This window comes from Streptomyces xanthii, from assembly GCF_014621695.1.
Classification (GTDB): domain Bacteria; phylum Actinomycetota; class Actinomycetes; order Streptomycetales; family Streptomycetaceae; genus Streptomyces; species Streptomyces xanthii.
In genome coordinates this window covers 6,923,699-6,948,200 of the sequence record NZ_CP061281.1, presented here as the reverse complement: position 1 = coordinate 6,948,200, position 24,502 = coordinate 6,923,699, and the positions used below count along the sequence as shown (strand labels likewise).

The following is a 24,502-nucleotide window of genomic DNA, read 5'->3' as shown; positions in this document are numbered from 1 at the left end:
CATGCGCACCACCGGAGCCGTGCCGTCAGCCGCGGGTGAAGACCGCGACCGTGCGGGCCGGGACGGTGAAGGTGCCCGAGCCCTTCTCGTACGAGGACGTCCGTACCACCTCGTCCGCTCCCTTCCGCTGCACCGGGTGCAGGCCGTACGCGGTACCGGCCAGCTCCCCCACCGTCTGCCGCTGCCGCTCGGGCGTCGCGTTGAGGACGACGACGAGGTCACCGAGGCGCATGGTGACCACGCCCGGGGTCTCGTCCGTGCCCGAGAGCGGGAAGGACAGCTCCTTCTGGACCTCGGCGGCGGTGCCCAGGTGGAAGGCCGGCTCCGCCGTGCGGATCTTCAGCAGGTCCCGGTACGCGGCGGAGGCGCCGTCGATGTCACGGCAGCCCGGGGCCTCGGCGGAGGCCAGGAGCGGCTTCGCGTACGGCCACTTCGCCTCGTTGTCGGCGGCGGGCGGGAGGCCGCGCCCGAAGCCGTTGCCCGCGCGGCAGTCCCAGTGGATCGCGTTGAACCAGTCGCCGCTGTCGAACGAGTTCCGGTCGAGGGACTTCGAGCGGAGCAGGTCGGTACCGGCCTGGGACAGCGCGGGGCCCTGCGAGAGCGTGGCCGTGGCCATCGCGAGGACCTGCATCCTGGCCCGGTCGGCGGTCGGCGTCTCCTTCGGCAGTTTGTAGGTGAGCGCGTCGTAGAGCGACTCGTTGTCGTGCGCGTCGGCGTACGCGAGCGCGTCGCCCGGAGCCTCGGCGTAGCCGGCCGGTGCGCCGTTGTAGTCGACCTGGGAGCCCTTCACCTTCTTCCCGGCGGTGTCGGTGAAGGAGTAGTCGGCCAGGTTCCCGGACAGGCCCACCTTGATCAGGTCCTGGTAGTGGAGCAGCCGGGCCTTCTGCTCGGCGGGGGTGCCGTTGGCCTTCGAGGTGTTGGGGTCGGTGTAGAGGCCGCTGGCGAAGCCCTGCACGCCGGGGTCCTCGTCGAAGGGGCCGCCGCCGCGCACGGCGTCGCGGGCCCGGTCGGAGAAGGTGGCGATGCCGGTGCCGGCCATGTTCTTCTGTGTGGCCTGGACGAAGCGGGCGTCGTCGGCGACCTCGCCGAAGTTCCAGCCCTCCCCGTAGAGGATGATCTTCTTGCCGTCGACGCCGTCCTTCGCGACCGTCAGCTCGTCGAGCGCCTTGCGGACGGCGAGGATGTCGGCCTTGGGGTGGTGGCCCATGAGGTCGAAGCGGAAGCCGTCGACCTTGTACTGCTTGGCCCAGGTGACGACGGAGTCGGCGACGAGCTTGCCCATCATGGTGTTCTCGGGCGCGGTGTTCGCACAGCAGGTCGAGTTCGCGACCGTGCCGTCCGCGTTCAGCCGCTGGTAGTAGCCGGGGACGATCTTGTCGAGGACCGAGTTGTCGTCCTGGCCCGCGGCCGCCGTGTGGTTGTAGACGACGTCCATGACGACGCGCAGCCCGTCCTGGTTGAGGGCCTGGACCATCTGCCGGAACTCGACGGTGCGCCGCGTGCCGTCCGGGTCGGAGGCGTAGGAGCCCTCGGGGACGGTGTAGTGCAGCGGGTCGTAGCCCCAGTTGAAGGCGTCCTTCGCGGCGCTCTTGGTGACGCAGGCCTGCTGCCGGTCGCTGTCCGGCGCGTAGGAGCCCAGGTCGCAGTCGGGTGTGGCCTGCTCGGACCGCTTCTCGGGGATCGTCGCGATGTCGAAGGCGGGCAGCAGGTGCACGTACGAGGTGCCGGCGGCCGCGAGGGCGCGCAGGTGCTTCGAGCCGGCGCTGTCGCGGTCGGTGAAGGCGCGGTAGGTGCCGCGGTCGTCCTTGGGGGTGGTGGTGTCGGCGACGGAGAAGTCGCGGACGTGCAGCTCCTGGATCTGCGCGTCCTTCATCGCGACGGCCTTCGGCTTCTTCAGGTCCGCCCAGCCCTTCGGGGCGAGGGCCCGGTCGGCGAGGTCGACGACGAGGCTGCGCCGTGAGTTCGCGGTGAGGGCGAGCGAGTAGGGGTCGGTGACCTTGTTCGTGACGAGCTTGCCGACGCTCGGCGCCCACACGCGGACGGCGTACCGGTAGGGCTTGCCGCGCCAGGCCGCGGCCGGTCCGGTGGCGGACCATACGCCGCTCGCACTGTCGCGGCGCATGCGCACGGACCGTCCGTCGAGGTCGAGGGACACGTCCTGGGCGGTCGGCGCCCATACGGACAGGGTGACCTTGTCCCCCTTGAAGACGGGTCCGAGCCCGGCCTTCGCGGCGGCCGTCCCGTACAGGGAGTCGAGCGCGCCGGGGAGCTGGACGCCGGTCGCGGTGAGCAGGGCGCCGTTCGCCGCGCGCTGGGTGGCGATGAGCTGCCCGCGCAGGGCATCGCGTGCCCGGTCGCGGTCGCGGGGGTCGATCGTGAACGCGGGATAGTCCTCGAGGTGCGGGTACTTCGCCTTCTGCGCGTCGGTGAGCGCGCCCGGGTTCAGCCGCAGCCAGTGGCCCTCGCTGCTCAGCGCGCCGTCCTCGACGGTGATACCGCCCTCGGGCGCGTAGACGAGCTGCTCGCTGGTGCCGGAGCCGGCCTTCGCCTTCCACACGACGGTGTCGGCGTCGATCCACTGCGCCTCGGCCTTGTCCAGGTCCAGGTCGCCGCCGCCGCTGAGGGACGGCAGCAGATAGCCGCTCTCCCCCGCGTTGAGCCACACCTCCTTGCCGTACGTGCCGAAGTCGAGGGAGCGGTCGGTGGGGATGTCCTTCTCGTCGCCCTTGTGGACGATGTAGCCGAGGCTGGTGGCGCCTTCGGCGAGCGGCACCTCGAAGACGAGGCCGAACGCGTCCTTGCCGGTGGGCTGGAGCGGCTTCGCCCAGTCCGTGGGGTTCGCGGCGCCGGTCCAGGTGTGCAGGCCCCAGCCGTCGTAGTCGCCGTCGGCGCGGCGCACGTGGACGACGGCCTTGGCCGCGTCCTGCGGCGGGTACACCCCGTCGGGCCGCGTGGTCTTCTGGCTGTCTGCCCCCTGCTCGATCCAGACCTCCCCGGTCCTGCCGAGGTCGATCGTGCGCTCGGGGCCGTCGGCGGTGCCGTCCTTCTCGACGGTGTACTTCAGGGACCCGGCGCCGTCGGGGACCTTCACCCAGGCGAAGGCGCCGTAGGCGTCGCGGCCCACGAACTCGCCCGTGCTGCCACCGGACTTGAGCGTCCAGCCGGTGTAGTCCTTGTCGGTGCGCTTGTAGTGGACGACGACGTGGTCGCGGTCGACGGCGGTCGGCTTCTCGGGGGCCGGGGCCTGTCCCGCGGTCGAGGAGGCGAGCGCGCTCGCGGTGCGCCCGTCCCGGTCCACGACGACGGCCTTGTAGCGCAGGGCGGTGCCCGCCTTCACCGTGTCCGGCAGATACTGCGTGATCTTGTACGGGGCGTGGTCCACCGAGCCGAGCGTGCGCCACTTCCCGTCGCCGACCTGGGCGGCGAAGACCACGCGCGGGGACGCGGTGGCGCCGGGGTCCGCGCCGAGGGTGACGGTGCCGGTGGCGCCGTCGGCCGGGGCGGTGAGGGAGACCTGCGGCGCGGCGGTGGCCTTCGGGAGCTTCGCGTCGGCGCGCAGGACGAGGCTGGACAGCGCGGGGACGGTCACCTCGACGCGCCCGCCGTCGGCCTTCACGCGGCCCGATCCGCCGTAGAGGGTTCCGAACGCGGCGGACTCGACGGGCAGTCGGACCGTCCTGGCCTCCTGCGCGTTGTTCACGGCGACGACGTACTCGCGGTCGTCGCCGGTGCGCGAGAAGGCGTACACGGAGTCCTTGGCGTAGAGCTCCTTCTGCGTGCCGTCCGTGAGCGCCGGGTTCTGCTTGCGGAGCTTCGCCAGTGCGGCGATGTCCCGGTAGAGGGGGTGCCGCTCGTCGTAGGCGGCGTCGGCGTGGGTGCGGTCGGTGCCGAGCTCGTCGTCGTCCAGGTAGTCGGCGACCTTCGACGGGAAGAGGGTCTGGCGGGCATCCTTGTCGCCGCCGGCGCCGGTGAAGCCCTGCTCGTCGCCGTAGTAGACGACGGGGTTGCCGCGCGAGAGGAACATCAGCTCGTGGGCGAGCCGGTCGCGCTGGAGGAGTTCCTTGTCGGAGGCCTTGGGGTTGTCGGCCTTGAGGAAGGTGCCGATGCGGCCCATGTCGTGGTTGCCGAGGAAGGTGACCTGCTCGTACGCGTTGGCCTTGTCCGTCGCGTACCTGTAGTCGTCGGCGAAGACCTTGGCGAGCCGGTCCGCGCTCGCGCCCTGGGAGGCGTAGGCGCGGGCGGCGTCCTGGAAGGGGAAGTCGAGGGTGGCGTCGAGCCGGCCGCGCGTGACGTAGGGCGCGGTGACGTCGGTGTCGGCGGAGTAGACCTCGCCGAACATGAAGAAGTCCTCGCGGCCTCGGGCCGCCGCGTACGTGTCGAGGGCGGTGGCCCACTGGGTCCAGAAGTCCAGGTTCACGTGCTTGGCGGTGTCGATGCGGAAGCCGTCGACGCCGAAGTCCCGCACCCAGGTCTCGTAGATCTTCTCCATGCCCCGGACGACCTCGGGCCGCTCGGTCCACAGGTCGTCGAGCCCGGAGAAGTCGCCGTAGGTCGTGGACTCGCCCTCCCAGGTCGAGTCGCCGCGGTTGTGGTACATCGTCGGGTCGTTGAGCCAGGACGGGACCATCTCGCCGGTGTTCTCCGGCGTGTACGGGAAGGAGTCCTTGTCGACCTTCGCGGTGACGCCCTTGCTGTCGTCGAAGGGGCGGCCGTCGGTGTCGAGGTAGGGGTAGGCGCCCTTGGGGCGGTAGCCGTACTTCTTCTCGGCGTAGTCGACGGTGTCGGCGGTGTGGTTGGTGATGACGTCGAAGAAGACCTTCATGCCCTTGGCGTGCGCCTTGGCTATCAGGCGCTCGAGATCCGCGTTCGTGCCGAAGTGCGGGTCGACCTGGGTGAAGTCGGTGATCCAGTAGCCGTGGTAGCCGGCCGAGGCGTTGTCGCCCTCGCCCTGCACCGGCTTGTTCTTGAAGATCGGCGCCATCCAGATCGCGGTGGTGCCGAGGTCCTTGATGTAGTCGAGCCGCTCGGTGAGGCCCTTGAGGTCGCCGCCCTGGTAGAAGCCCTTGTCGGTGGGGTCGTAGCCGGTCGCGAGCCGGGAACCGGTCAGCCCGCCCTTGTCGTTGGCCGTGTCGCCGTTGGCGAAACGGTCCGGCAGGACGAAGTAGTACTGCTCGCGGGTGAGGTCGTGGCGGGCGGGCGCGGCGGCGAGCTGCGCGTCGGAGGGCGGCGCGGGCGGGGCCGCGGCGCGGGCCGCGAGCGGCTGGGCGAGCGTGACGAGGAGGGCGGCGGCCGCGGTGTACGCGGCGGCCCGTCTGCGCGGGATGGGACGGGTGCGGCTCAAGGCGTGAACTCCTCGCGGAATCAGGGCTCTTGGGGAGGCGCGGGCCGACGGGGGCCGGGGCCTTGGGGACCGGGGCAGCGGGGAGGAGCCCCGGTCCGCCGCGTGACGGTACCGCTTGCTGGAAGCCGACTGCAAGAGTTCTGCAAGCAACAGCAAGAACTTTCAGCAGGGTTCTTGACGTGGCCTTCTCAACTCCCGCAGGCTCACGGAGCGTTGCCCTCCCTCCGGCGGTGACGAAAGCGCCGGAATCCCCCCATTCAGGAGCCGCACATGCATCGAACCCCCACACGTGCCCGGCGCCGCCGGGCCACCGCGACCGCGCTCGCCCTGGGCGCCCTCACGCTCGGCGGCGTCGTCACGCTGCCCGCGCAGCCCGCCGCCGCCGACACGGGCGTGGCGAACGGTGACGTCATCGCCAACCTGTGGCAGTGGAACTGGAAGTCCGTCGGCAAGGAGTGCACCGACGTCCTCGACCCGGCCGGCTACGGCGCCGTCCAGGTCGCGCCGCCCGAGGAGTCCCTCAAGCAGCAGAACTTCTACTGGTGGGACGTCTACCAGCCGTACTCGTACAAGCTCGACAGCCGCTTCGGCAGCGCGGGCGACTTCAAGGACATGATCGACACCTGCCATGCCGCGGGCATCGAGGTCTACACGGACGCCGTCATCAACCACACGGCCGCGCAGACCGGCACCGGGTACGCCGGCACCACGATCGGCGACCGCTACGACACCCCGGACTACGACCCGGCCGACAGCGACGACTGCCGGAAGACCATCGCCAACTGGTCGGACCAGTACGAGGTCCAGCACTGCGAACTGCTCGGCATGCCCGATCTCGACACGGGCGAGCAGGGTGTCCGCGACAAGATCGCCGGGTTCCTCAACACGCAGATCGACCTGGGCGTCGACGGCTTCCGCGTCGACGCCGCCAAGCACATCGAGACGGGCGACCTGAACGCGATCGTGGGCGCGCTGCACACCACGACGGCGGGCGACGCCCCCTACATCACCCAGGAGGTCTACCCGGGCAACCCGCCCGCCCTCGGGGACTACTACAACAACGGCGACGTCCTCGACTTCACGTACGCCGCCGCGATGAAGTCCCAGTTCCAGGGCGGCGACATCGCCAACCTGGCGTCGTTCGGCAGCAGTTGGGGCCTGGCCGACGAGGCGCACTCCAACACCTTCGTCACCAACCACGACACCGAGCGCAACGGCTACACCCTCAGCTACAAGGACGGCGCGACCGCGACGCTGGCCAACGTGTTCCAGCTGGCGCGCGGGTACGGCCGCCCGTCGGTGTACGCCGCCTGGACCTTCGACCAGAGCGACCAGGCGCCGCCGAACGACGGCAACGGCTTCGTGACCGGGACGGACTGCGGCAGCGGCTGGGCCTGCGTCGACCGGGACGCGGCGGTGGCCGGAATGGTCGGCTGGCACAACGCGGTCGGTGACGCGCAGGTCGCGAACTGGCAGTCCCCGGCCTCGAACGTCATCGGCTTCGGCCGCGGCGACAAGGGCTTCGTCGCGCTCAACAACACGTCGGACGCCCACACCTTCACGTACTCGACGGGGCTGCCCGACGGCACGTACGCGAACGTGATCGACGGCGGCACGACCTCGGTCACCGTCTCGGGCGGCAAGGCCGAGCTGACGGTGCCCGCGAAGGGCGCGGTCGCCTTCCACGGCTAGCGGAACGGGAGAAGGGGGCCGGTGCGCACCGCACCGGCCCCCTTCTTCCCTGTCCTACGCGGTGGCCCACCACACGGTCGTGTCGGCGGTCAGCTCGACCAGGCCGTCGGCGACGGTGACCGGCCCCGAGGCGAGGAGCACCCGGCCGGGGGCGGCGATGCGCACAGCGGTTCCGGTGGTGTTCACGGTGCAGGCGAAGCCCGGCCGGTCGAACCGCAGGATGCCCGGCGGCACCTCGTCGTCCCACACCACGTCGGTGCCGGCGCCGAGGCCCGGCTCCTCGCGGCGCACGGCGAGCGCGGCGCGGTACAGCTCCAGGGTGGAGCCGGCGACGCCGGACTGCGCCTCGACGCTCAGCTCGCCCCAGCTCTCGGGCTGCGGCAGCCAGCTGCCCCCGCTGCCGAAGCCGTACGAGGAGCCGGTGCGGGTCCACGGGATCGGCACCCGGCAGCCGTCGCGGTAGCCGTCCTGGCCCTGGGCGCGGAAGAACGACGGGTCCTGGCGCACCTCGTCGGGCAGGTCGGTGACGTCGGGCAGGCCGAGCTCCTCGCCCTGGTAGACGTAGGCGGAGCCGGGCAGCGCCAGCATCAGGAGGGTGGCGGCGCGGGCCCGGCGCAGGCCGAGTTCGCGGTCGCCGGGGGTACGGATCTGGGTGCCGAGGCCCGGCGGGTTGGCGTAGCGCGTGGCGTGCCGGGTGACGTCGTGGTTGGACAGGACCCAGGTGGCCGGGGCGCCGACGGGGCGCATGGCGTCGAGGGAGCTGTCGATGATGCGGCGCAGCTCCTCGGCCTCCCAGGGGGCGCCCAGGTACTGGAAGTTGAAGGCCTGGTGCAGCTCGTCGGGGCGCACGTAGTTCGCGGTGCGCTCGACGGTCGGAGTCCAGGCCTCGGCGACGAAGATGCGGTCACCGTCGTACTCGTCGAGGATGAGCCGCCACGAGCGGTAGACGGCGTGGACGCCGTCCTGGTCGAAGAACGGCATGACGTCGTTGCCGAGCAGCTTGAGCTGGTCGTGGCCGCCGAGGTCGGGCAGGCCCTCGGCCTTGACCAGGCCGTGGGCGACGTCGATACGGAAGCCGTCGACGCCCATGTCGAGCCAGAACCGCAGGATGGAGCGGAACTCGTCGGCGACGGCCGGATGCTCCCAGTTCAGGTCGGGCTGCTCGGGGGCGAAGAGGTGCAGGTACCACTCGCCGTCGGGGAGCCGGGTCCAGGCGGGGCCGCCGAAGATGGACTCCCAGTCGTTGGGCGGCAGTTCGCCGTGCGCGCCCTTTCCGGGGCGGAAGTGGTAGCGCTCGCGCAGCGGCGAGCCGGGGCCCTCGGCGACGGCGCGCTTGAACCACTCGTGCTGGTCGGAGGAGTGGTTGGGCACGAGGTCGACGATGACGCGCAGGCCGAGCCCGTGGGCGTCCCGGATGACGGCGTCGGCGTCGAGAAGGGTGCCGTACATGGGGTCGACGGCCCGGTAGTCGGCGACGTCGTAGCCGCCGTCGGCCTGCGGGGAGGCGTAGAACGGGCTCAGCCAGACCGCGTCCACGCCCAGGTCGCGCAGGTACGGCAGGCGCTGCCGGATGCCTTCGAGGTCGCCCGTGCCGTCGCCGTCGCTGTCGGCGAAACTGCGCGGGTACACCTGGTAGATGACGGCGTCGCGCCACCAGTCCGCGGCCTCGCGGGTGGTCGTGGCGCCGGCCGGTGCGGTGTCGGTGGGGTGCTGGCTCATGGTGTCCTTGCTGCGTAAGGAGCTGGCAACTGGTCGGTCGTGGGTGGGGGTTCAGCCCTTGGTGCCGCCTGCCGTGAGGCCGGTGACCAGGTGCTTCTGGACAAGGTAGAAGAAGGCGGTGACCGGGATGGCGATCAACACCGCGGTGGCGGCCATCAGGTTCCACTGGGCGTCGTGCTCGCTGATGAAGCTCTGCAGGCCCACCGCGAAGGTGTACTTGGAGTCGTCGAGCAGGAACGTGGACGCGAAGGGCACCTCGGCGAACGCCGTGATGAAGCTGTAGAACGCGGCGACGGCGATGCCCGGCTTGGCCAGCGGCAGGATGAGCCGCCAGAAGGTGCCGAAGGGGCTCAGTCCGTCGATCCGGCCGGCCTCGTCGATCTCGATCGGGACGGTGTCGAAGTAGCCCTTCATCAGCCAGGTGCAGTAGGGGACGATCGTGGTGCAGTTGACCAGGATCACGCCCTGGTACGTGTCGATGAGGCCCAGCTCCGAGAAGATCTCGTACATCGGCACGATGAGGACGGCGATGGGGAACGCCTGCGTGAGCAGCAGGACCCACATCAGCGGCCGGTAGCCGGGAAAGCGCATGCGGGAGACCGCGTAGCCGGTCGTCGCGGCGAACAGGACTCCGACGAGGGTGGTGCCGAGCGCGATGATCAGCGTCGACTCCATCCACTGGAAGAAGTTGGTGTGCTGCAGCACCTGCGAGTAGTTGGAGAGTGTCGCCTTGCCGGCGATGCCGCCGGGGTGCAGGTAGTCGTCCTTGTCCGGGCCGAAGGACAGGTAGACGAGCCAGACGATCGGGAACAGGGCGATGAGGCTCGCGATGCCGAGGACGCCGTGCGCGACCGCCTTGCCCAGCGGGCCGCGCTCGCCCCGGCGGCGCACCTTGGGTTCCTTGCCGGCCGGGCGGTCGTCGTCGGTCGCGGTCTGCGCCGCGGGGATCTGCGGTGCGGTCGTGGTGCTCATGGTGGTGGCTCCTGCGGCGTCAGACGGCGAGCTGCTCATTGCGCTTCAACCAGCGGTAGTAGAAGGTCGTGAAGACGGTGAGGATCGACAGCAGCAGCACGCCGTAGGCGGCGGACTGGGCGAAGTCGCGCGGCTGCTGGCCGAAGCCGAGCCGGTAGGCCCAGGTGACGAGGATCTGGGCGTCCGGCGCCGTGTTGCCGAACAGCAGGAAGATGATGGCGAACTGGTTGAAGGTCCAGATCACGCCGAGGAGCACGACGGTGGAGCTGACCGACCTGAGGCCCGGCAGGGTGATGTGCCGGAAGCGCTGCCAGGCGTTCGCGCCGTCCATCTCGGCGGCCTCGTAGAGCGAGGAGTCGATGGACTGGAGTCCGCCGAGCAGCGAGATCATCATGAACGGGACGCCGCACCAGGTGTTGACGAGGATCGCGGCGATCCGCTGGAACGTGGGGTCCTCCAGCCACTGCGGCTGCGGCAGGTGCAGCGAGCCGAGGGTGGAGTTGATGATCCCGGAGTCGGCGAGCATGATCCGCCACGCGAAGACGGTGACGAAGGTGGGCACCGCCCAGGGCAGGATGAGCAGCAGCCGGTAGAGGGTGCGGCCGCGCATCTTCTCGTTGAGCAGCAGCGCGAGGCCGAGGCCGATGACGTAGTGCAGGGCGACACAGACGGCCGTCCAGACGACGGTCCAGATGAAGTGGGACCAGAAGCGGTCGTAGGAGGCGGGGCCCCACAGGATGTCGGCGTAGTTGTCGAGGCCGATGAACTGGTAGGTGGCGTCGATGTGGTTGACGCCGATCGTGCGCGCCGAGTTCAGGCTGTTGGCGTCGGTGAGCGTCAGGTAGAAGCCCCGTGCGAGCGGGTAGCCGACGAGGACGCCGAGCACGACGACGACCGGGGCGATCATCGCGTACGCGTACCAGTACTTGCGGTACGAGTCCTTGAGGCGCCGGATCGGTCCGGGGCGCGGCGGGCGGCTCTTGGTGGCCGGTCGTTCGACGGCGAGGGTCATGCGGGCACCTTCTGCATGGGGCGGGGCGGTTCGACGCCGGTTCGCGCCCTCCCCCTTCGGGGCGCGAACCGGCCGCTTGCGCTACGGGACCGCCGGGGTCACTTGGTGAAGCCGGGGACCAGCTTGGTGAAGGCCGTCTCGAGGTTGCCGAGACCCTTGTCGAGGGACTCCTTGCCGGTCGCGACCTTCGGGAGCTCCTGGTCCATCGGCGTCCACAGCGAGCTGTACTCGGGCAGCTCGGGGCGCGGCTGGGCGGCGGGGAGCACCTTCTGGTAGCCGGCGATGCCCGGGTCGGCGGTGACCTTCGCGGTGTACGCGTCCTCGCGGGTGGGCAGCGTCGAGTTCTTCAGGGCGATCTGCTCCTGCGCCTTCGCGGAGGTCATCCACTTGACGAACTTGAGCGACGCCGCCTGGTGGGCCTTGTCGGAGCCCGCGTAGACGGACAGGTTGTGTCCGCCGGTCGGGGCGCCGGCCTTGCCGCTGGAGCCGGCCGGGACGGTGGCGATGCCGAGGTTCGCCTTGTCCTTGAACGCCGAGCCCTTGTAGAAGTTCGTGATCTCCCAGGGGCCCTGGATGATCGCGGCGACCTTGCCGCTGACGAACGCGTCCTGGATGTGGGCGTAGGCGTCCGCGGTGGCATCGGCCTTGTGCAGGCCCTTGCCGTCGAACATGCCCTTCCAGGTGGTCAGGCCCTTCTTGGCGGCGGCGGAGGAGATGGTGATCTTCTTGCCCTGGGCGTCGACGGTGTCGGTGCCCTCGCCGAAGAGGAACGGCTGGGCGTAGTAGCCCGCGGTGGAGGCCCAGTAGCCGTCGACGCCGGTCTTGTCCTTGACCTTGGCCGCGTCGGCCTTCAGCTCCTCCCAGGTGGTGGGCGCCTCGTTGATGCCCGCCTTCTTGAAGAGCGCCTTGTTGTAGACGAGGGCCAGGGTGTCGGTGACCAGCGGCACGCCGTAGGTCTTGCCGTCGAACTGGGCCTGCTTGATCAGGCTCGGCTGGAACTTGTCCTGGTCGGCGAGGGCCTCGGTGCCGTCGAGCGGCAGCAGGTAGCTCTTCTTCGCGAACGCGGGCGTCCAGCCGACCTCGGCGCGCAGCACGTCCGGGGCGCCGCTCGCGCCGGCGGCGGTGTCGAACTTGTTCTGCGCCTGGTCGAAGGGCACGTTGGTGTACTTGACCTTGATGCCGGGGTTCGCCTTCTCGAACTCCTTGGCCAGGGCCTTGTACGTGGGGGCCTCGTTCGTCGCGTTCGAGGTGTCCCACCAGGTGATGGTGACCGGGCCCGACGCCTTGCCGCCGTCCTCGTCACTTCCGCCGCAGGCCGTCGCCGCGAGTGCGAGGGACGCCACCACCGCGGTGGCCGCTATGCCACGCCGCATGAGATCTCCTAGAGGGTGAAAGCCCGTGTTTGGCTCTGCCGACTGGGCCGCTGCGGCCGCCGGGCGACGTGAACGTAACAGCGCGGTAAGCCGTACGAAAGACCTTGCTGAAAAATTTTGCAGCCCGAGCTGCAAGCGTTATGCGATTTGCCCGTTTTTGCTCTCTCTTGCCCGGCTGCAAGGCTCTGCAAGGTCTTGCCACGGGGCCGTCACACAGGGATCATCTGAGGTCTTGTCCTGTTGCTCTACGAGGAGTGCGATGACGCAGCTGCCCGCACAGGCCGGCCGCCGGCCCGTGCCGTCCCCGCCCGCGACCGCCCGCCTGGCCGACATCGCGGCGCAGGCCGGTGTCAGCGAGGCGACGGTCAGCCGCGTGCTGAACGGGAAGCCCGGCGTCGCCTCCGCCACCCGGCAGTCCGTGCTCGCCGCCCTCGACGTGCTCGGCTACGAGCGGCCGGTCCGGCTGCGCCGCCGCAGCGAGGGCCTGGTCGGCCTGATCACGCCCGAGCTGGAGAACCCGATCTTCCCGGCGCTCGCGCAGGTCATCGGCCAGGCGCTGACCCGCCAGGGCTACACGCCGGTGCTGGCCACGCAGACTCCCGGCGGCTCCACCGAGGACGAGCTGACCGAGATGCTCGTCGACCGCGGGGTCACCGGCATCATCTACGTCTCCGGACTGCACGCCGACACCACGGCGGACACCCAGCGCTACGAGCAACTGCGGGCCCAGGGCGTCCCGTTCGTCCTCGTGGACGGCTTCTCGCCCAAGGTGCAGGCGCCGTTCATCTCGCCGGACGACCGGGCCGCGATGCAGCTCGCCGTCACGCATCTCGCGGCGCTCGGACACAGCCGGATCGGGCTCGCGCTCGGTCCGAAGCGGTTCGTGCCGGTGCAGCGCAAGATCGAGGGCTTCGTGCGCGCGATGCAGGACCGTTTCTCTCTCGCGCCCGAGGACATCGAACGCGAGCTCGTCCAGCACTCCCTCTACACGCTGGAGGGCGGCCAGGCCGCGGCCTCCGACCTGCTCGACCGCGGCTGCACGGCGATCGTGTGCGCGAGCGACATGATGGCCCTCGGCGCGATCCGCGAGGCGCGCCGGCGGGGCCTGGAGGTCCCGGACGACGTGTCGGTGGTCGGCTTCGACGACTCCCCGCTGATCGCGTTCACCGACCCGCCCCTGACGACGGTGCGCAAGCCGGTGCAGGCCATGGGCCAGGCGGCGGTCCGCGCGGTCCTGGAGGAGATCGGCGGAACGCCCACCCCGCACACCGAGTTCGTCTTCATGCCGGAACTGGTGGTGCGCGGCTCGACGGCATCGGGACCTGGGGTGACCGGTCGGTCCTGAAGGGGTTGTCGGGCCGGGCGGGCGTGTCGGGCCATTGGTACAGTCGGTGGCGCCTGACTCGTACCACCTGTCGCCATGCCGTAGGGAGCACGCCGCCGATGGCCGTGGATCAGCTCGACACCCGGATTCTGCGGCTGCTCCTGGAGCAGCCGCGTACGAGTGTGCGCGAGTACGCGCGGATCCTCGGGGTCGCCCGGGGCACGCTCCAGGCCCGGCTGGACCGTCTGGAGCGGGACGGCGTGATCACCGGCACGGCGCCCACCCTCTCCCCCGCCGCGCTCGGGCACCCGGTGCTGGCCTTCGTGCACATCGAGGTCACCCAGGGGCACCTCGCCGACGTGGGCGACGACCTGGCGGGCGTTCCGGAGATCATCGAGGCGTACTCGATCACCGGCGGCGGCGACCTCCTCGCCCGGGTCGCGGCGCGCGACGCGGGGCACCTGGAGGACATCGTGCAGCAGCTCAACCGGCTGCCCGGGGTCGTCCGCACCCGCACCGAGGTGGCGCTGCGCGAGCGGGTCCCGCACCGGGTGCTGCCGCTGGTCGAGGCGATCGGGCGCGCGGCAGCCGAGCGCAGGTGATCCGGGCCGCCGGTTCCTGCATGCTGGAAGGCATGAGCGACCATCTGCCCGCGTACCGGCTCGGCACGACGGCCGTCGTCTTCGATCTGGACGGCACCCTCGTGGACAGCGAGCCCAACTACTTCCGGGCGGCGCTCGGCACGCTCGCCCGGTACGGCGTCACGGACTTCACGTGGGCCGACCACGAGAAGTACGTCGGCATCTCCACGCTGGAGACCATCGGGATCTGGAAGCGCCGGTACGGCATCGCGGCGCCCGCGGACGAGCTGCTCGACGACATGAACGCCCGCTATCTGGAGCTGGCCCGCGCCGAGACGCACGTGTTCCCGCAGATGCGGCTGTTCCTGGAGCACCTGCACGCGGAGGGCGTCCCGATGATCGTCGCCTCGGGTTCGTCCCCGGAGGCCATCGAGGCGATCCTCGCGGGGACGGGGCTGACCGGGCAGCTGTCGCGGTACGTCTCGGCGGACGAGGTCGAGCACGGCAAGCCGGCCCCCGACGTGTTCCTGGAGGCGGCCCGCCGGCTCGGGGTGGCGCCGCGGCACTGCGTGGTCCTGGAGGACGCGGCACCGGGGGCCGCGGCGGCGCACGCGGCGGGCATGCGCTGCATCGCCGTACCGTACGTCGCCGCGCAGGCCGGCGACCCCGCGTTCACCACCGTGGACCTGCTCTTCAAGGGCGGTCAGGAGGAGTTCACGGCGCGGGCCGCGTGCGAGTGGCTCGAGCGGTCAGCTCCGTCTTCCTGATCTTCCCGGTCGGGGTGAGCGGCAGTTCGGGGACGACCTCGACGACTTGCGGGATCTTGTAGCCGGCCATGGTCGTGGCGGCCCACGCGCGCAGGGCCTCGCCGGTCAGCGCGGAGCCCTCGGCGACCCGTACGAAGGCGTGCGGGCGCTCGCCGCTGTCGGGGTCGGGCACGGCGACGACCGCGGCGGCGAGCACCTCGGGGTGCTGTCCGAGCAGCGTCTCGACCTCGGTCGGGAAGACGCTCATGCCCTTGACCTTGATCATGTCCTTGTTGCGGCCCAGGTAGTGCAGGCAGCCGTCCTCGTCGAGGGCGCCGATGTCGCCGGTGTGCAGCCAGCCGTCGCGCAGGGCGCTCGCGGTGGCGGCGGGCGCGCGCCAGTAGCGGGTGAGGACGGAGGGGCCGCGGACGACGATCTCGCCGCGCTCGCCGAGGGGCAGCGGGTCGCCGGTGACGAAGTCGACGACCATGAAGTCGGTGCCGGGCACCGGCAGTCCGCAGAAGACGGGGTCGCTGACCAGGTCGTGGTCGCCGTCCTGGAAGCCGAGGGTGTTGGTGTCGCTGGTGTGCGTCTCGGTCATCCCGTACGAGGCCTCGCGCAGGACGCTGTGCTCGCCGACGGCCGCCTTCCAGCGGGCCCGGATGTCGGGGGTGAGCTTGCGGATGAAGGACACGGTGAGCGGCGCGGTCAGCGTGGACAGGTCGTGGCGGGACAGCTCGAAACGGTCGAGGAGTTCGAGGTAGTTCTCGACCGTCCCGGCGAGCGTGGTGACGCCGTGCTCGCCGATGGCGCGCAGCACGGCGCCCGCGTTCCAGCGGGTCAGGAGCACGCTGGTGCCGCCGGAGACGAGCGGGGCGAGGATGCCGAGGTTCTCGCCGGCGATCCAGAAGACGGGGAGGTAGCAGAGCGAGACGATGCGCTCGGTGCGGGCGGCGGGGTCCGCGGCGCGGCCGTTCTCGATGGCGGTGGCCGTGTAGACCATGTGCCGCTGGGTGTGTTCACAGCCCTTGGGCATGCCGGTGGTGCCGCCGGTGTAGTTGAGGGCGGCGAGCGCGTCGAGGTCGTCGGCGATCGGCTCGTGGCGGTCGTGCGCGGTCGCGGCGGGCCAGTCGGCGTCGGCGAGGACGGTGCGGACGGGGGTGTCGGCGCGCACCTCGTCGAGGACGGGCAGCAGCGGGTCGTGGGTGACGACGACCTCGGGGGCGGCGTCGGTCAGTTCGTGCCGCAGTTCGGCCGCGCGGAACATCGGGTTGACGGGCACGTGCACGGCGCCGAGGCGCAGCACGGCGAGCATGGTGACGACGAAGCGCGCGCCGTTGGGCAGGAAGACGCCGACGCGGTCGCCGGGCCGTACGCCCTCGTCGTGCAGCCGGCCGGCCACGCGGGCGCAGAGGTCGTCGAGCGCGCGGTAGTCGAGCGTGCCGTCGTCGGTGACCAGGGCGGGGCGATCGGGGTGGAGCGCGGCCCAGCGGGCTATGTGGGCGGGGACGGTGAGTTCGCCCGCGGGATGGACGGTGCGGGCGGGCTGGCGGCCCGCGCGGGACTTCGCCTGCCGTGCCCGCAGGTCGGTCAGGTACGCCTCGACGTGTGTGCCGGTGGTCAACGTGCGGCTCCCTACTCATGGTGTGCGGCTACTGCTGCGCTGCTGCTCCGATACCGAGGAGGTGCAGGTACATGGCGGTCACGTCGCGGACCGCCGCGTCGCGGGTGTCCGGCCGCTCGGCGACGAGCCGGGCGAACTCCACGCTCATGCCGCCGACCGCGCGGGACAGCGTGAGCGGGTCGACGACGGGGTGGGCGAGGCCCTCGGCGGCGACGCGGCGCACGTAGCGCGCGGCGCGGCGCACGGGACGCTCGCGGATCTCCTCCCACAGCGCCCGCACCTCGGCGTCGGTGCGCGCCTGCTGCTCGATCAGGGAGAGGAGCGGCAGGTGGTGGGCGTAGGCGGTGACGAAGGCCGCGGTGGAGGCCGCGGCGACGGCCGGTACGTCGTCGGTGTCGACGCCCGGCACGTCCTGCGCGGCGAGGAACGCGTCCCGCACCCGCGCCGCGAGCACCCGGAACACCTCGTCCTTGGAGGCGAAGTACACGTAGAAGCCGGCCCGGGAGACCTCGGCCTCGGCGGTGATGTGGGCGATGGTCGCCGGACCGTGTCCGAGGCGCGCGAAGACGGTCTCGGCGGCGTCGAGGAGCCGGCCGCGGGCCGGTGCGTCCGTGCGGTCGCGGGCCGTGCGCGTCGCCCATTCCTGCTGCGTCTGCTGTCTGCGTGCCACGGGCCCAGAGTATTGACGTTGACGTCAATGTCAATGAAGCTGACGGACATCCGTCCACGCCCGTCCGACCACGACCTTCACCGGAGGAGCTCATGGGGTCTGCCGCCGTCCTCGTCGCCAATCGCGGGGAGATCGCCGTACGGGTGCTGCGCGCGGCCGCCGAACTGGGGATGCGCACGGTCGCCGTGCACGAGCCGGGTGACGAGGCGCATGTGCGGGCCGCCGACGAGAAGGCGGCGCTCGCGGCCGGGGGCTGTCTCGACGCGGCCGCGCTGGTGGACGCCGCGCGGCGCACGGGCTGCGGGTATCTGCATCCGGGGTACGGGTTCCTGAGCGAGTCGTCCGAGCTGGCCCGGCGCTGCGCCGAGGCCGGGATCGTCTTCGTCGGCCCCTCCCCCGAGGTCCTCGACCTGTTCGGCGACAAGGCCCGGGCACGGGCCCTCGCCGTCGAGGCGGAGGTGCCGGTGCTGCCGGGCACGCTCGGCGCGACCTCGCTCGACGAGGCGCGGGAGTTCCTCGCGGGCGGGCCGGTGATGGTGAAGGCGCTCGGCGGGGGCGGCGGGCGCGGGATGCGCGTCGTGCGCACGCCGTCGGAGCTCGGCGCGGCGTGGGAGCGGTGCGCGTCGGAGGCACGGCAGGCCTTCGGGCGGGCCGAGTTGTACGTGGAGCGGCTGTGGGAGGGCGCCCGGCACATCGAGGTGCAGATCGTCGCGGACGGCTCCGGTGCGGTGGCGCACCTGTGGGACCGGGACTGCAGCGCGCAGCGGCGGCACCAGAAGCTGGTGGAGATCGCGCCCGCGCCCGGACTGGACGCGGCGGTGCGGGACCGGCTGCTCGACAGCGCGCTGCGGCTCGCCCGCGCGGCCGGCTACGAGGGCGTGGGCACGGTCGAATTCCTGGTGCGGGGCGAGGAGTTCGTGTTCATGGAGGCCAATCCGCGCCTTCAGGTGGAGCACACGGTGACCGAGGAGGTGACCGGCGTCGACCTCGTCGCGGCGCAGCTGCGGATCGCGGCGGGCGAGCGGCTCGCCGACCTGGGACTGGCCGGTGCCCCGCCCGCGCCGCGCGGGTTCGCGGTGCAGGTCCGGGTCAACGCGGAGACCACGGCGGCGGACGGCGCGGTGCGTCCCTCCGCCGGGCGGATCACCCGCTTCGATCTGCCGACGGGGCCCGGGGTGCGGGTGGACACGGCGGTGCGCACCGGTACGGAGATCGGCACGCGCTTCGACTCGCTGCTCGCCAAGGTCGTGGCGCACGCGCCGGGCGGCGGTCCGGACGCGGCGTGCGGGCGGGCCCTGCGGGCGCTGGACGAGTTCGTGGTGGAGGGCGTCTCGACGGGGGTGCCGCTGCTGCGCGCGCTGCTCGGCCATCCCGGTTTCACGGCGGGCGGCGTCGACACGGGCTTCGTCGAGCGGCACCTCGCCGAGCTGGCGCCGCCCGAGGCGTCCCGGCCGGACACGGACGCGGGCACGCTCGTCGCGCCGATGAGCGGCACGGTCGTCGCGGTGGAGGCGGAGCCCGGCCGGGCGGTCGCGGCGGGCGCGGTGCTCGTCGTCCTGGAGGCCATGAAGATGGAGCACGTGGTGCGCGCCGAACAGGCCGGTGTCGTCAGGGAATTGCGGTCGGCGGTCGGGGAGACGGTCGCCGAGGGCGCGGAGCTGGTGCTGCTGGATCCGGGCGAGGCGGGGCCCGCGGAGCGGGAGGACGCCGGGCCGGTGGACCTCGACGCGGTGCGGCCCGATCTGGCGGAGGTCGTGGCGCGGCACTCGTTCGGGCTGGACGAGAACCGGCCGGGGGCGGTCGCCAAGCGGCACGCGGCGGGCCGGCGGACGGCGCGCGAGAACCTGGAGGACCTCTGCGACCCGGGCACGTTCACCGAGTTCGGCGCGCTGGCGGTCGCGGCGCAGCGCCGCCGGCGCCCGCTGGAGGAGCTGATCCGGGACACGCCCGCCGACGGGATGGTCACCGGCACGGGCCGGGTCAACGGCGCGCCGGTCGTCGCCATGTCGTACGACTACACGGTGCTCGCCGGGACGCAGGGCATGAACAACCACGCCAAGACGGACCGGATGCTGGAGGTCGCGGAGCGGCGCGGGCTGCCGGTCGTGCTGTTCGCGGAGGGCGGGGGCGGCCGGCCCGGGGACACGGACTCGACTGCGGTCGCCGGGCTGAACGTGACGACGTTCCATCACATGGCGCGGCTCAGCGGCCGGGTGCCGCTGGTCGGCATCGCGTCCGGCCGCTGCTTCGCGGGGAACGCGGCGCTGCTCGGTTCCTGCGACGTCGTGATCGCGACGCCGGAGGCGAACATCGGGATGGGCGGTCCGGCGATGATCGAGGGCGGCGGGCTGGGCGTGCACCGGCCGGAGGACATCGGGCCGCTGTCGGTGCAGGTGCCGAACGGGGTGGTCGACCTGCCGGTCGCCGACGAGGCGGAGGCGGTGCGGGTGGCCCGCGCCTACCTGTCGTACTTCCAGGGGGTGCAAGGGGGTTGGGAGGCTGCGGACCAGCGGCTGCTGCGGCATGTGGTGCCGGAGAACCGGCGGCGGGCCTACGACGTGCGGGCCGCGGTCGAGGGGCTGGCCGATGCCGGCTCGGTGCTCGAACTGCGGCGCGGGTTCGGGGTCGGTGTGGTGACGGCGCTGATCCGGGTCGAGGGCCGGCCGATGGGGCTGCTCGCGAACAACCCCGGGCATCTGGGCGGTGCGCTGGACCGGGACGCGGCCGACAAGGCGGCGCGCTTCCTGCGGCTGTGCGAGTCGTTCGGGCTGCCGGTGCTCTCGCTGTGCGACACCCCGGGCTTCATGGTCGGCCCGGACGCCGAACGCACGGCGACGGTACGGCAGTTCGCGGATCTGTTCGTGGCCGGGGCGCGGCTCACGGTTCCGCTCGTGTGCCTGGTGCTGCGCAAGGCGTACGGGCTCGGGGCGATGGCCATGATGGGCGGCTCGACGCGGGCGCCGCTCGCCACGGCGGCCTGGCCGAGCAGTGAGTTCGGCGGGATGGGGCTCGAGGGCGCGGTGCGGCTCGGCTACCGCAGGGAGCTCGCCGCGATCGCCGACCCGGCCGAGCGCGAGCGGGCCTTCCAGGAGCGGGTCGCCGAACTGTACGAGCACGGCAAGGCGGTCAACGCGGCGGCCGCGCTGGAGATCGACGGGGTGATCGACCCGGCCGCGTCCCGCGCCTGGTTGCTGTCCGCGCTGGACGCGCCGGCGGCGGCGCGGCATTGACCGGCGAGCTGAGGGGTACTCCGACGATCATGCGGATCAGTGTGGTGGATGTCGGGTCGAACACGGTGCGTCTCGCGATCGCGGACGCGGCCGACGGGGCGCCGCTGCCGGTGCACACGGCGAAGCGCCGGCTGCGGCTCTCCGACCGGGTCGACGACGACCGGCGGCTCGGCCCCGAGACGGTGTCGGAGATCGTCGAGGCGGTCGCCGCGGCGCGGGACGAGGCCCGGCGCTGGGGCAGCGACGAGCCGTTCGCGTTCGCCACGGCGATCGTCCGGGACGCGCCGAACCGGGACGAGGTGCTGCGGGCCGTGCACGAGGGCGCGGGGCTGCGGCTGCGGGTGCTGCCCGGCGAGGTGGAGGCGGAACTGACGTTCCTCGCGGCGCGCCGCTGGCTGGGCTGGCGGGCCGGACCGCTCGGCGTGCTCGACATCGGCGGCGGCTCGCTGGAGGTCGCGTTCGGGCGGGGCCGCGAGCCGAGCTTCGCGGTGTCGCTGCCGCTGGGGGCGCGCCGGCTGACGCGCGAGCACCTGTCGCAGGACGAGGACCCGCCGACGGAGGAGTCGCTCAAGGCGCTGCGCCGTCACGTCCGGCATCAACTCCGGGACGTGGCCGCGCGGATCCGCTGGGAGGGCCCGCTGACGATGGCGGCGACCTCGCGTACGTTCACGCAGCTGGCGCGGCTGTGCGGGGCGGCCCCGGGCCGCCACGGACCGTTCACGGAACGCCGTCTGAGCCGCCGGGCGCTGCGCACCGCGATCTCCGAACTCGCGGTGCTCCCCGCCGCCGACCGCGCCGCGCTCCCCGGCATCTCGGCGCCCCGCGCGGCCCAGTCCCTGGCAGGCGCGCTGGTCGGCCACACGGCGATGAAGCTCATGGACGTCCGTGAACTGACCCTGTGCCCCTGGGCGATCCGCGAGGGCATCCTGCTGCGCCGCATAGAGGGCGACACGGCCTGGTGGAACGGCCTGACGGACCCGGTCCTGCCCCACATGAGGGACCCGCTCCCGCAGGAGGGGCTGCGGTTCGCCGTGCGGGGGTGAGGGCGTCGGCGCGGGTGACACGGGCCCCACGGCGCATCCCGGCGGACGTGACGTTCACCATGAAGCGGCGGCGCCCCTTGTGGGGTGGGGTCCGTGCTGGTCAGCTGGGGTTCCGTATCGCATCACGCTGGAGGCCCCGTTGTTCGCGTCCGTGGACGATGTCACCGCGCGCCTGGCCGAGACCGGCTATCTCGCCTCGCCCGCGGTGGCCACCACCGTCTTCCTCGCCGCCCGGCTCGGCAAGCCGCTGCTCGTCGAGGGCCCGGCGGGAGTCGGCAAGACCGAGCTGGCGAAGGCCGTCGCGGCGATCACCGACGCCCGGCTCGTCCGGCTCCAGTGCTACGAGGGCGTCGACGAGTCCCGCGCGCTGTACGAGTGGAACCACGCGAAGCAGTTGCTGCGGATCACGGCGGGCCGTGACGAGACGTGGGACCGGACGCGTTCGGACATCTTCAGCGAGGAGTACCTGCTGACGCGGCCGCTGCTGACCTCGATCCGGGGCACGGACCCGAAGGTGCTGCTCGTCGACGAGATGGACAAGGCCGACGTCGAGGTGGAGGGCCTGCTCCTGGAGGTGCTCAGCGACTTCCAGGTGACGGTGCCGGAGCTGGGCACGATCACCGCGGAGCGCCGCCCGTTCGTGGTGCTGACCTCGAACGCGTCCCGGGAGCTGTCGGAGGCGCTGCGCCGCCGCTGTCTGTTCCTGCACATCGACTTCCCCGACGCCGAACTGGAGCGCCGGATCGTCGCGCTGAAGGTGCCCGGACTGGACGCGGTCCTGGCCGAGTCCCTGGTCCGGGTCGTGGGCGCGCTGCGGGCGATGGACCTGCGCAAGGCGCCGTCGGTCGCGGAGACGGTCGACTGGGCGCGCACGCTCCTCGCGCTCGGCGCGGACCGGCTCGACGAGGAGGTCGTGCGCCAGTCGCTCGGCGTCGTCCTCAAGCACCAGGAGGACGTGCGCACGGCCGCCGCCAAGCTCGACCTGGACGCCGTGTGAGCACCGTCCCGACGGTCGCGGACCGGGTGACCGATCTCGTACGGGCGCTGCGCACGCACGGCGTCCGGATCGGCACGGGCGAGAGCGTGGACGCGGCGCGGGCCGTCGCCGAGCTGGGCCTCGACAACCGGGAGCATCTGCGCGAGGGCCTCGCCTCGGCACTGCTGCACGACCAGGGCCAGCGGGCCGTGTTCGACCCGGTCTTCGAGCTGTACTTCCCGCGCGGGATCGGCGCCCCCGGCCGGCCGGGCGACGGCTTCGACCGGGACGAGCTGCGCGAGCGGCTCGCCGAGGCGCTCGCGGCGAACGACCGGGCGGCGCTCGCCGGTCTCGCGGCGGAGGCCGTGGACGGGCTCGGCGGTTACGGCTCGACGCCGGGCTCGGACGGCTACTCGGCGCACCAGACCCTGGACCGGCTGCGCCCGCAGACCCTGCTGGCCCGCGTCATGGCGGGCTCCGGGTCGGCCGCCTCCGGCGCGTTCACCGACCGGATCGCGGCCGACGAGGTCCGGGCCCGCATCGAGGACTTCCGCGAGCTGGTGCGGGCGGAGGCCCGCCGCCGGGTCGCCGAGCGGCGCGGCACGGACGAGATCGCGCGCCGCATGGCGGTGCGGACGGCGGACCGGGCCGACTTCCTGTACGCGGGCAAGGCGCAGCTCGCGGAGCTGCGCCGGGCGGTGCACCCGCTGGCCCGCAAGCTGGCGACCCGGCTCGCGGCGCGCCGGCGGCGGGCGGCCCGCGGCCACATCGACCTGCGCCGCACGCTGCGCGGCTCGCTGTCGACGGGCGGCGTGCCGATGCGCCCGGTGCTGCGCAGACGCCGCCCGGCCCGCCCCGAACTGGTGCTGCTGTGCGACGTGTCGGGCTCGGTCGCGGGCTTCGCGAACTTCACGATGCTGCTCGTCCAGGCCCTGCACGATCAGTTCAGCAAGGTCCGCGTCTTCGCGTTCGTCAACCGGATCGACGAGGTCACCGGGCTCCTGGAGCACGGCACGGCGGACCCGGACGGCCTGGGCGCCCGCATCACGGCGGAGGCGGCGATCACGGGCTGGCACGGCAGCAGCGACTACGGCACGGCTCTCGGCGAGTTCGTCGAGCGCTACGAGGCGGCGGTGGGGCCGCGCACGACGGTCTTCGTCCTCGGCGACGCCCGGAACAACCAGCAGAACCCGAACGTGCCGTCCCTGCGCCGCATCGCCCGCACGGCCCGCCGCACCTACTGGCTGAATCCGGAGCCGACGTCGCTCTGGGACACGGGAGACTCCGCGGCGGGCGTGTACGGGGACGTGGTGCCGATGTACGAGTGCCGCAACGCCCGGCAGTTGAGCGCGCTGGTGGGGCGGCTGCTGCCGGTGTGACGCCCTGTCAGCCCGCCCCGTGGGCGAGCACCCCGGCGGCGGCCGCGGCGCGCAGCCAGTCGGGGTACTCCCCCATGAGCCGGTCGTACAGGTCGGCGTCGGGGATCTTCCGGGGGTTCTTGCCGGCCGGGAAGAAGCCCGCGTTGTCGACCACGCGGCGTGCGGGGACGGCCAGTTCGTCGAGCTTGCGCAGGAAGTCGAAGCGGTCGGGGCCGAATCCGACGAACTGCCAGAACAGGGGCAGGCGCGCGGCCCGGCACAGGGTCTGCTCGGCGGCTCGCCGGGAGTCGGGCGAGCCGTCGGTCTGGAAGATGACGAACGCGGGGTGCTCGGTGCCGCTGTCGAGGTAGTGGTCGATGACGGCGTCCATGGCGGCCGCGTAGTCGGTGGTGCCCATGTGCCCGAGGCTGTCGTGGAGTTGTGCGACGCGGCCCGCGTAGTCGTCGAGGCCGATGTCGACGGCCGGGTGGGCGTGGCTGTCGAAGAAGACGGTCGGCACGATCCCGTCGTCGTCCAGGTTCACGGAGAGGCCGAGCGCCTGCTCGGCCAGGTGCTGGACGCTGCCGTCCCGGTAGTACCTGCGCATGCTGCCCGAGCGGTCGAGCACGAGGTACACGGCCGCGCGGCGCCCGGCGAGGCCCTGCTTCTCCAGGGAGACCGCGGCGGTCTTCGCGAGGTCGACGAGCCCGGCGGGCACCTTGTCGAAGCTGATCGGCATCCGCGGCTCCTTCGTCTCGGGTGGGCTGGGTGGCCGGATTCGAACCGGCGTCCTCCTCTCATGCTGTGTGAGGCGCGACGACCACTGCGCTACACCCGCCCG

At 72.2% G+C, this 24,502-nt stretch carries 16 protein-coding genes and 1 tRNA gene; 8 read left to right on the top strand and 9 right to left on the bottom strand.

What is annotated here, in order from left to right:
- Positions 1-25 precede the first annotated feature (25 nt).
- Complete coding sequence (pulA, locus tag IAG42_RS31400; RefSeq protein WP_223206224.1) at positions 26-5,341, bottom strand: pullulanase-type alpha-1,6-glucosidase; 5,316 nt, start codon at positions 5,339-5,341, stop codon at positions 26-28.
- A gap of 270 nt (positions 5,342-5,611) precedes the next feature.
- On the opposite strand from pulA, the gene IAG42_RS31395 reads away from it, so the two are divergent.
- Positions 5,612-7,033, top strand: a complete 1,422-nt coding sequence (locus IAG42_RS31395) for an alpha-amylase (RefSeq protein WP_188340332.1) — start codon at positions 5,612-5,614, stop codon at positions 7,031-7,033.
- Between the two features lie 54 nt (positions 7,034-7,087).
- Here the strand turns inward: IAG42_RS31395 and IAG42_RS31390 are convergent, their stop codons facing one another.
- The 4 genes from IAG42_RS31390 to IAG42_RS31375 all read right to left on the bottom strand — a co-directional run bounded on the left by IAG42_RS31390 (position 7,088) and on the right by IAG42_RS31375 (position 12,109).
- Entirely contained in the window at positions 7,088-8,752 is a 1,665-nt protein-coding gene (locus IAG42_RS31390; protein ID WP_188340331.1) for a glycoside hydrolase family 13 protein, read from the bottom strand.
- Positions 8,753-8,803: 51 nt separating this feature from the next.
- The gene (locus IAG42_RS31385; protein ID WP_188340330.1) at positions 8,804-9,724 is read right to left on the bottom strand and encodes a sugar ABC transporter permease; all 921 of its coding nucleotides are present in this window, start codon (positions 9,722-9,724) and stop codon (positions 8,804-8,806) included.
- A 19-nt stretch (positions 9,725-9,743) separates the two neighbouring features.
- On the bottom strand, positions 9,744-10,736 hold the full coding sequence (locus tag IAG42_RS31380; protein WP_188340329.1) for a carbohydrate ABC transporter permease: 993 nt from the start codon (positions 10,734-10,736) through the stop codon (positions 9,744-9,746).
- A 98-nt stretch (positions 10,737-10,834) separates the two neighbouring features.
- Complete coding sequence (locus IAG42_RS31375; protein WP_188340328.1) at positions 10,835-12,109, bottom strand: extracellular solute-binding protein; 1,275 nt, start codon at positions 12,107-12,109, stop codon at positions 10,835-10,837.
- 259 nt (positions 12,110-12,368) lie between these two features.
- On the opposite strand from IAG42_RS31375, the gene IAG42_RS31370 reads away from it, so the two are divergent.
- The 3 genes from IAG42_RS31370 to IAG42_RS31360 all read left to right on the top strand — a co-directional run bounded on the left by IAG42_RS31370 (position 12,369) and on the right by IAG42_RS31360 (position 14,781).
- The gene (locus IAG42_RS31370) at positions 12,369-13,454 is read left to right on the top strand and encodes a LacI family DNA-binding transcriptional regulator (RefSeq protein WP_188340327.1); all 1,086 of its coding nucleotides are present in this window, start codon (positions 12,369-12,371) and stop codon (positions 13,452-13,454) included.
- Between the two features lie 98 nt (positions 13,455-13,552).
- On the top strand, positions 13,553-14,035 hold the full coding sequence (locus IAG42_RS31365; RefSeq protein ID WP_188340326.1) for an Lrp/AsnC family transcriptional regulator: 483 nt from the start codon (positions 13,553-13,555) through the stop codon (positions 14,033-14,035).
- A 32-nt stretch (positions 14,036-14,067) separates the two neighbouring features.
- Positions 14,068-14,781 carry an HAD family hydrolase gene (locus tag IAG42_RS31360; RefSeq protein WP_188340325.1) on the top strand — a complete coding sequence of 238 codons (714 nt, stop codon included), beginning with the start codon at positions 14,068-14,070 and terminating at the stop codon, positions 14,779-14,781.
- On the opposite strand, the gene IAG42_RS31355 is transcribed toward IAG42_RS31360, so the two are convergent.
- Both IAG42_RS31355 and IAG42_RS31350 read right to left on the bottom strand, forming a co-directional pair.
- Positions 14,729-16,384, bottom strand: coding sequence for an AMP-binding protein (locus IAG42_RS31355; RefSeq protein WP_188340324.1), 1,656 nt, complete (start codon positions 16,382-16,384; stop codon positions 14,729-14,731). The genes IAG42_RS31360 and IAG42_RS31355 overlap by 53 nt on opposite strands.
- A gap of 28 nt (positions 16,385-16,412) precedes the next feature.
- The gene (locus tag IAG42_RS31350; protein WP_188340323.1) at positions 16,413-17,054 is read right to left on the bottom strand and encodes a TetR/AcrR family transcriptional regulator; all 642 of its coding nucleotides are present in this window, start codon (positions 17,052-17,054) and stop codon (positions 16,413-16,415) included.
- Between the two features lie 92 nt (positions 17,055-17,146).
- On the opposite strand from IAG42_RS31350, the gene IAG42_RS31345 reads away from it, so the two are divergent.
- From IAG42_RS31345 to IAG42_RS31330, 4 genes are all read left to right on the top strand, one after another.
- Positions 17,147-20,284, top strand: a complete 3,138-nt coding sequence (locus IAG42_RS31345; protein ID WP_188340322.1) for an acetyl-CoA carboxylase family protein — start codon at positions 17,147-17,149, stop codon at positions 20,282-20,284.
- Positions 20,285-20,313: 29 nt separating this feature from the next.
- The gene (locus IAG42_RS31340) at positions 20,314-21,327 is read left to right on the top strand and encodes a Ppx/GppA phosphatase family protein (RefSeq protein WP_188340321.1); all 1,014 of its coding nucleotides are present in this window, start codon (positions 20,314-20,316) and stop codon (positions 21,325-21,327) included.
- 139 nt (positions 21,328-21,466) lie between these two features.
- A complete protein-coding gene (locus IAG42_RS31335) occupies positions 21,467-22,324 on the top strand; it encodes an AAA family ATPase (RefSeq protein ID WP_188340320.1) in 858 nt (285 codons plus the stop codon).
- A complete protein-coding gene (locus IAG42_RS31330) occupies positions 22,321-23,682 on the top strand; it encodes a vWA domain-containing protein (RefSeq protein ID WP_188340319.1) in 1,362 nt (453 codons plus the stop codon). The genes IAG42_RS31335 and IAG42_RS31330 overlap by 4 nt, the downstream gene beginning before the upstream one ends.
- A 7-nt stretch (positions 23,683-23,689) precedes the next feature.
- On the opposite strand, the gene IAG42_RS31325 is transcribed toward IAG42_RS31330, so the two are convergent.
- Complete coding sequence (locus tag IAG42_RS31325; protein WP_188340318.1) at positions 23,690-24,400, bottom strand: VWA domain-containing protein; 711 nt, start codon at positions 24,398-24,400, stop codon at positions 23,690-23,692.
- A gap of 23 nt (positions 24,401-24,423) precedes the next feature.
- A tRNA-Leu gene (locus tag IAG42_RS31320) sits at positions 24,424-24,499 on the bottom strand.
- Positions 24,500-24,502 lie beyond the last annotated feature (3 nt).

Coding starts and splice junctions, on each gene's coding strand:
- IAG42_RS31395 (WP_188340332.1), top strand. CDS start 5,612: ATGCATCGAACCCCCACACGTGCCCGGCGCCGCCGGGCCACCGCGACC.
- IAG42_RS31390 (WP_188340331.1), bottom strand. CDS start 8,752: ATGAGCCAGCACCCCACCGACACCGCACCGGCCGGCGCCACGACCACC.
- IAG42_RS31385 (WP_188340330.1), bottom strand. CDS start 9,724: ATGAGCACCACGACCGCACCGCAGATCCCCGCGGCGCAGACCGCGACC.
- IAG42_RS31380 (WP_188340329.1), bottom strand. CDS start 10,736: ATGACCCTCGCCGTCGAACGACCGGCCACCAAGAGCCGCCCGCCGCGC.
- IAG42_RS31375 (WP_188340328.1), bottom strand. CDS start 12,109: ATGCGGCGTGGCATAGCGGCCACCGCGGTGGTGGCGTCCCTCGCACTC.
- IAG42_RS31370 (WP_188340327.1), top strand. CDS start 12,369: ATGACGCAGCTGCCCGCACAGGCCGGCCGCCGGCCCGTGCCGTCCCCG.
- IAG42_RS31365 (WP_188340326.1), top strand. CDS start 13,553: ATGGCCGTGGATCAGCTCGACACCCGGATTCTGCGGCTGCTCCTGGAG.
- IAG42_RS31360 (WP_188340325.1), top strand. CDS start 14,068: ATGAGCGACCATCTGCCCGCGTACCGGCTCGGCACGACGGCCGTCGTC.
- IAG42_RS31345 (WP_188340322.1), top strand. CDS start 17,147: ATGGGGTCTGCCGCCGTCCTCGTCGCCAATCGCGGGGAGATCGCCGTA.
- IAG42_RS31340 (WP_188340321.1), top strand. CDS start 20,314: ATGCGGATCAGTGTGGTGGATGTCGGGTCGAACACGGTGCGTCTCGCG.
- IAG42_RS31325 (WP_188340318.1), bottom strand. CDS start 24,400: ATGCCGATCAGCTTCGACAAGGTGCCCGCCGGGCTCGTCGACCTCGCG.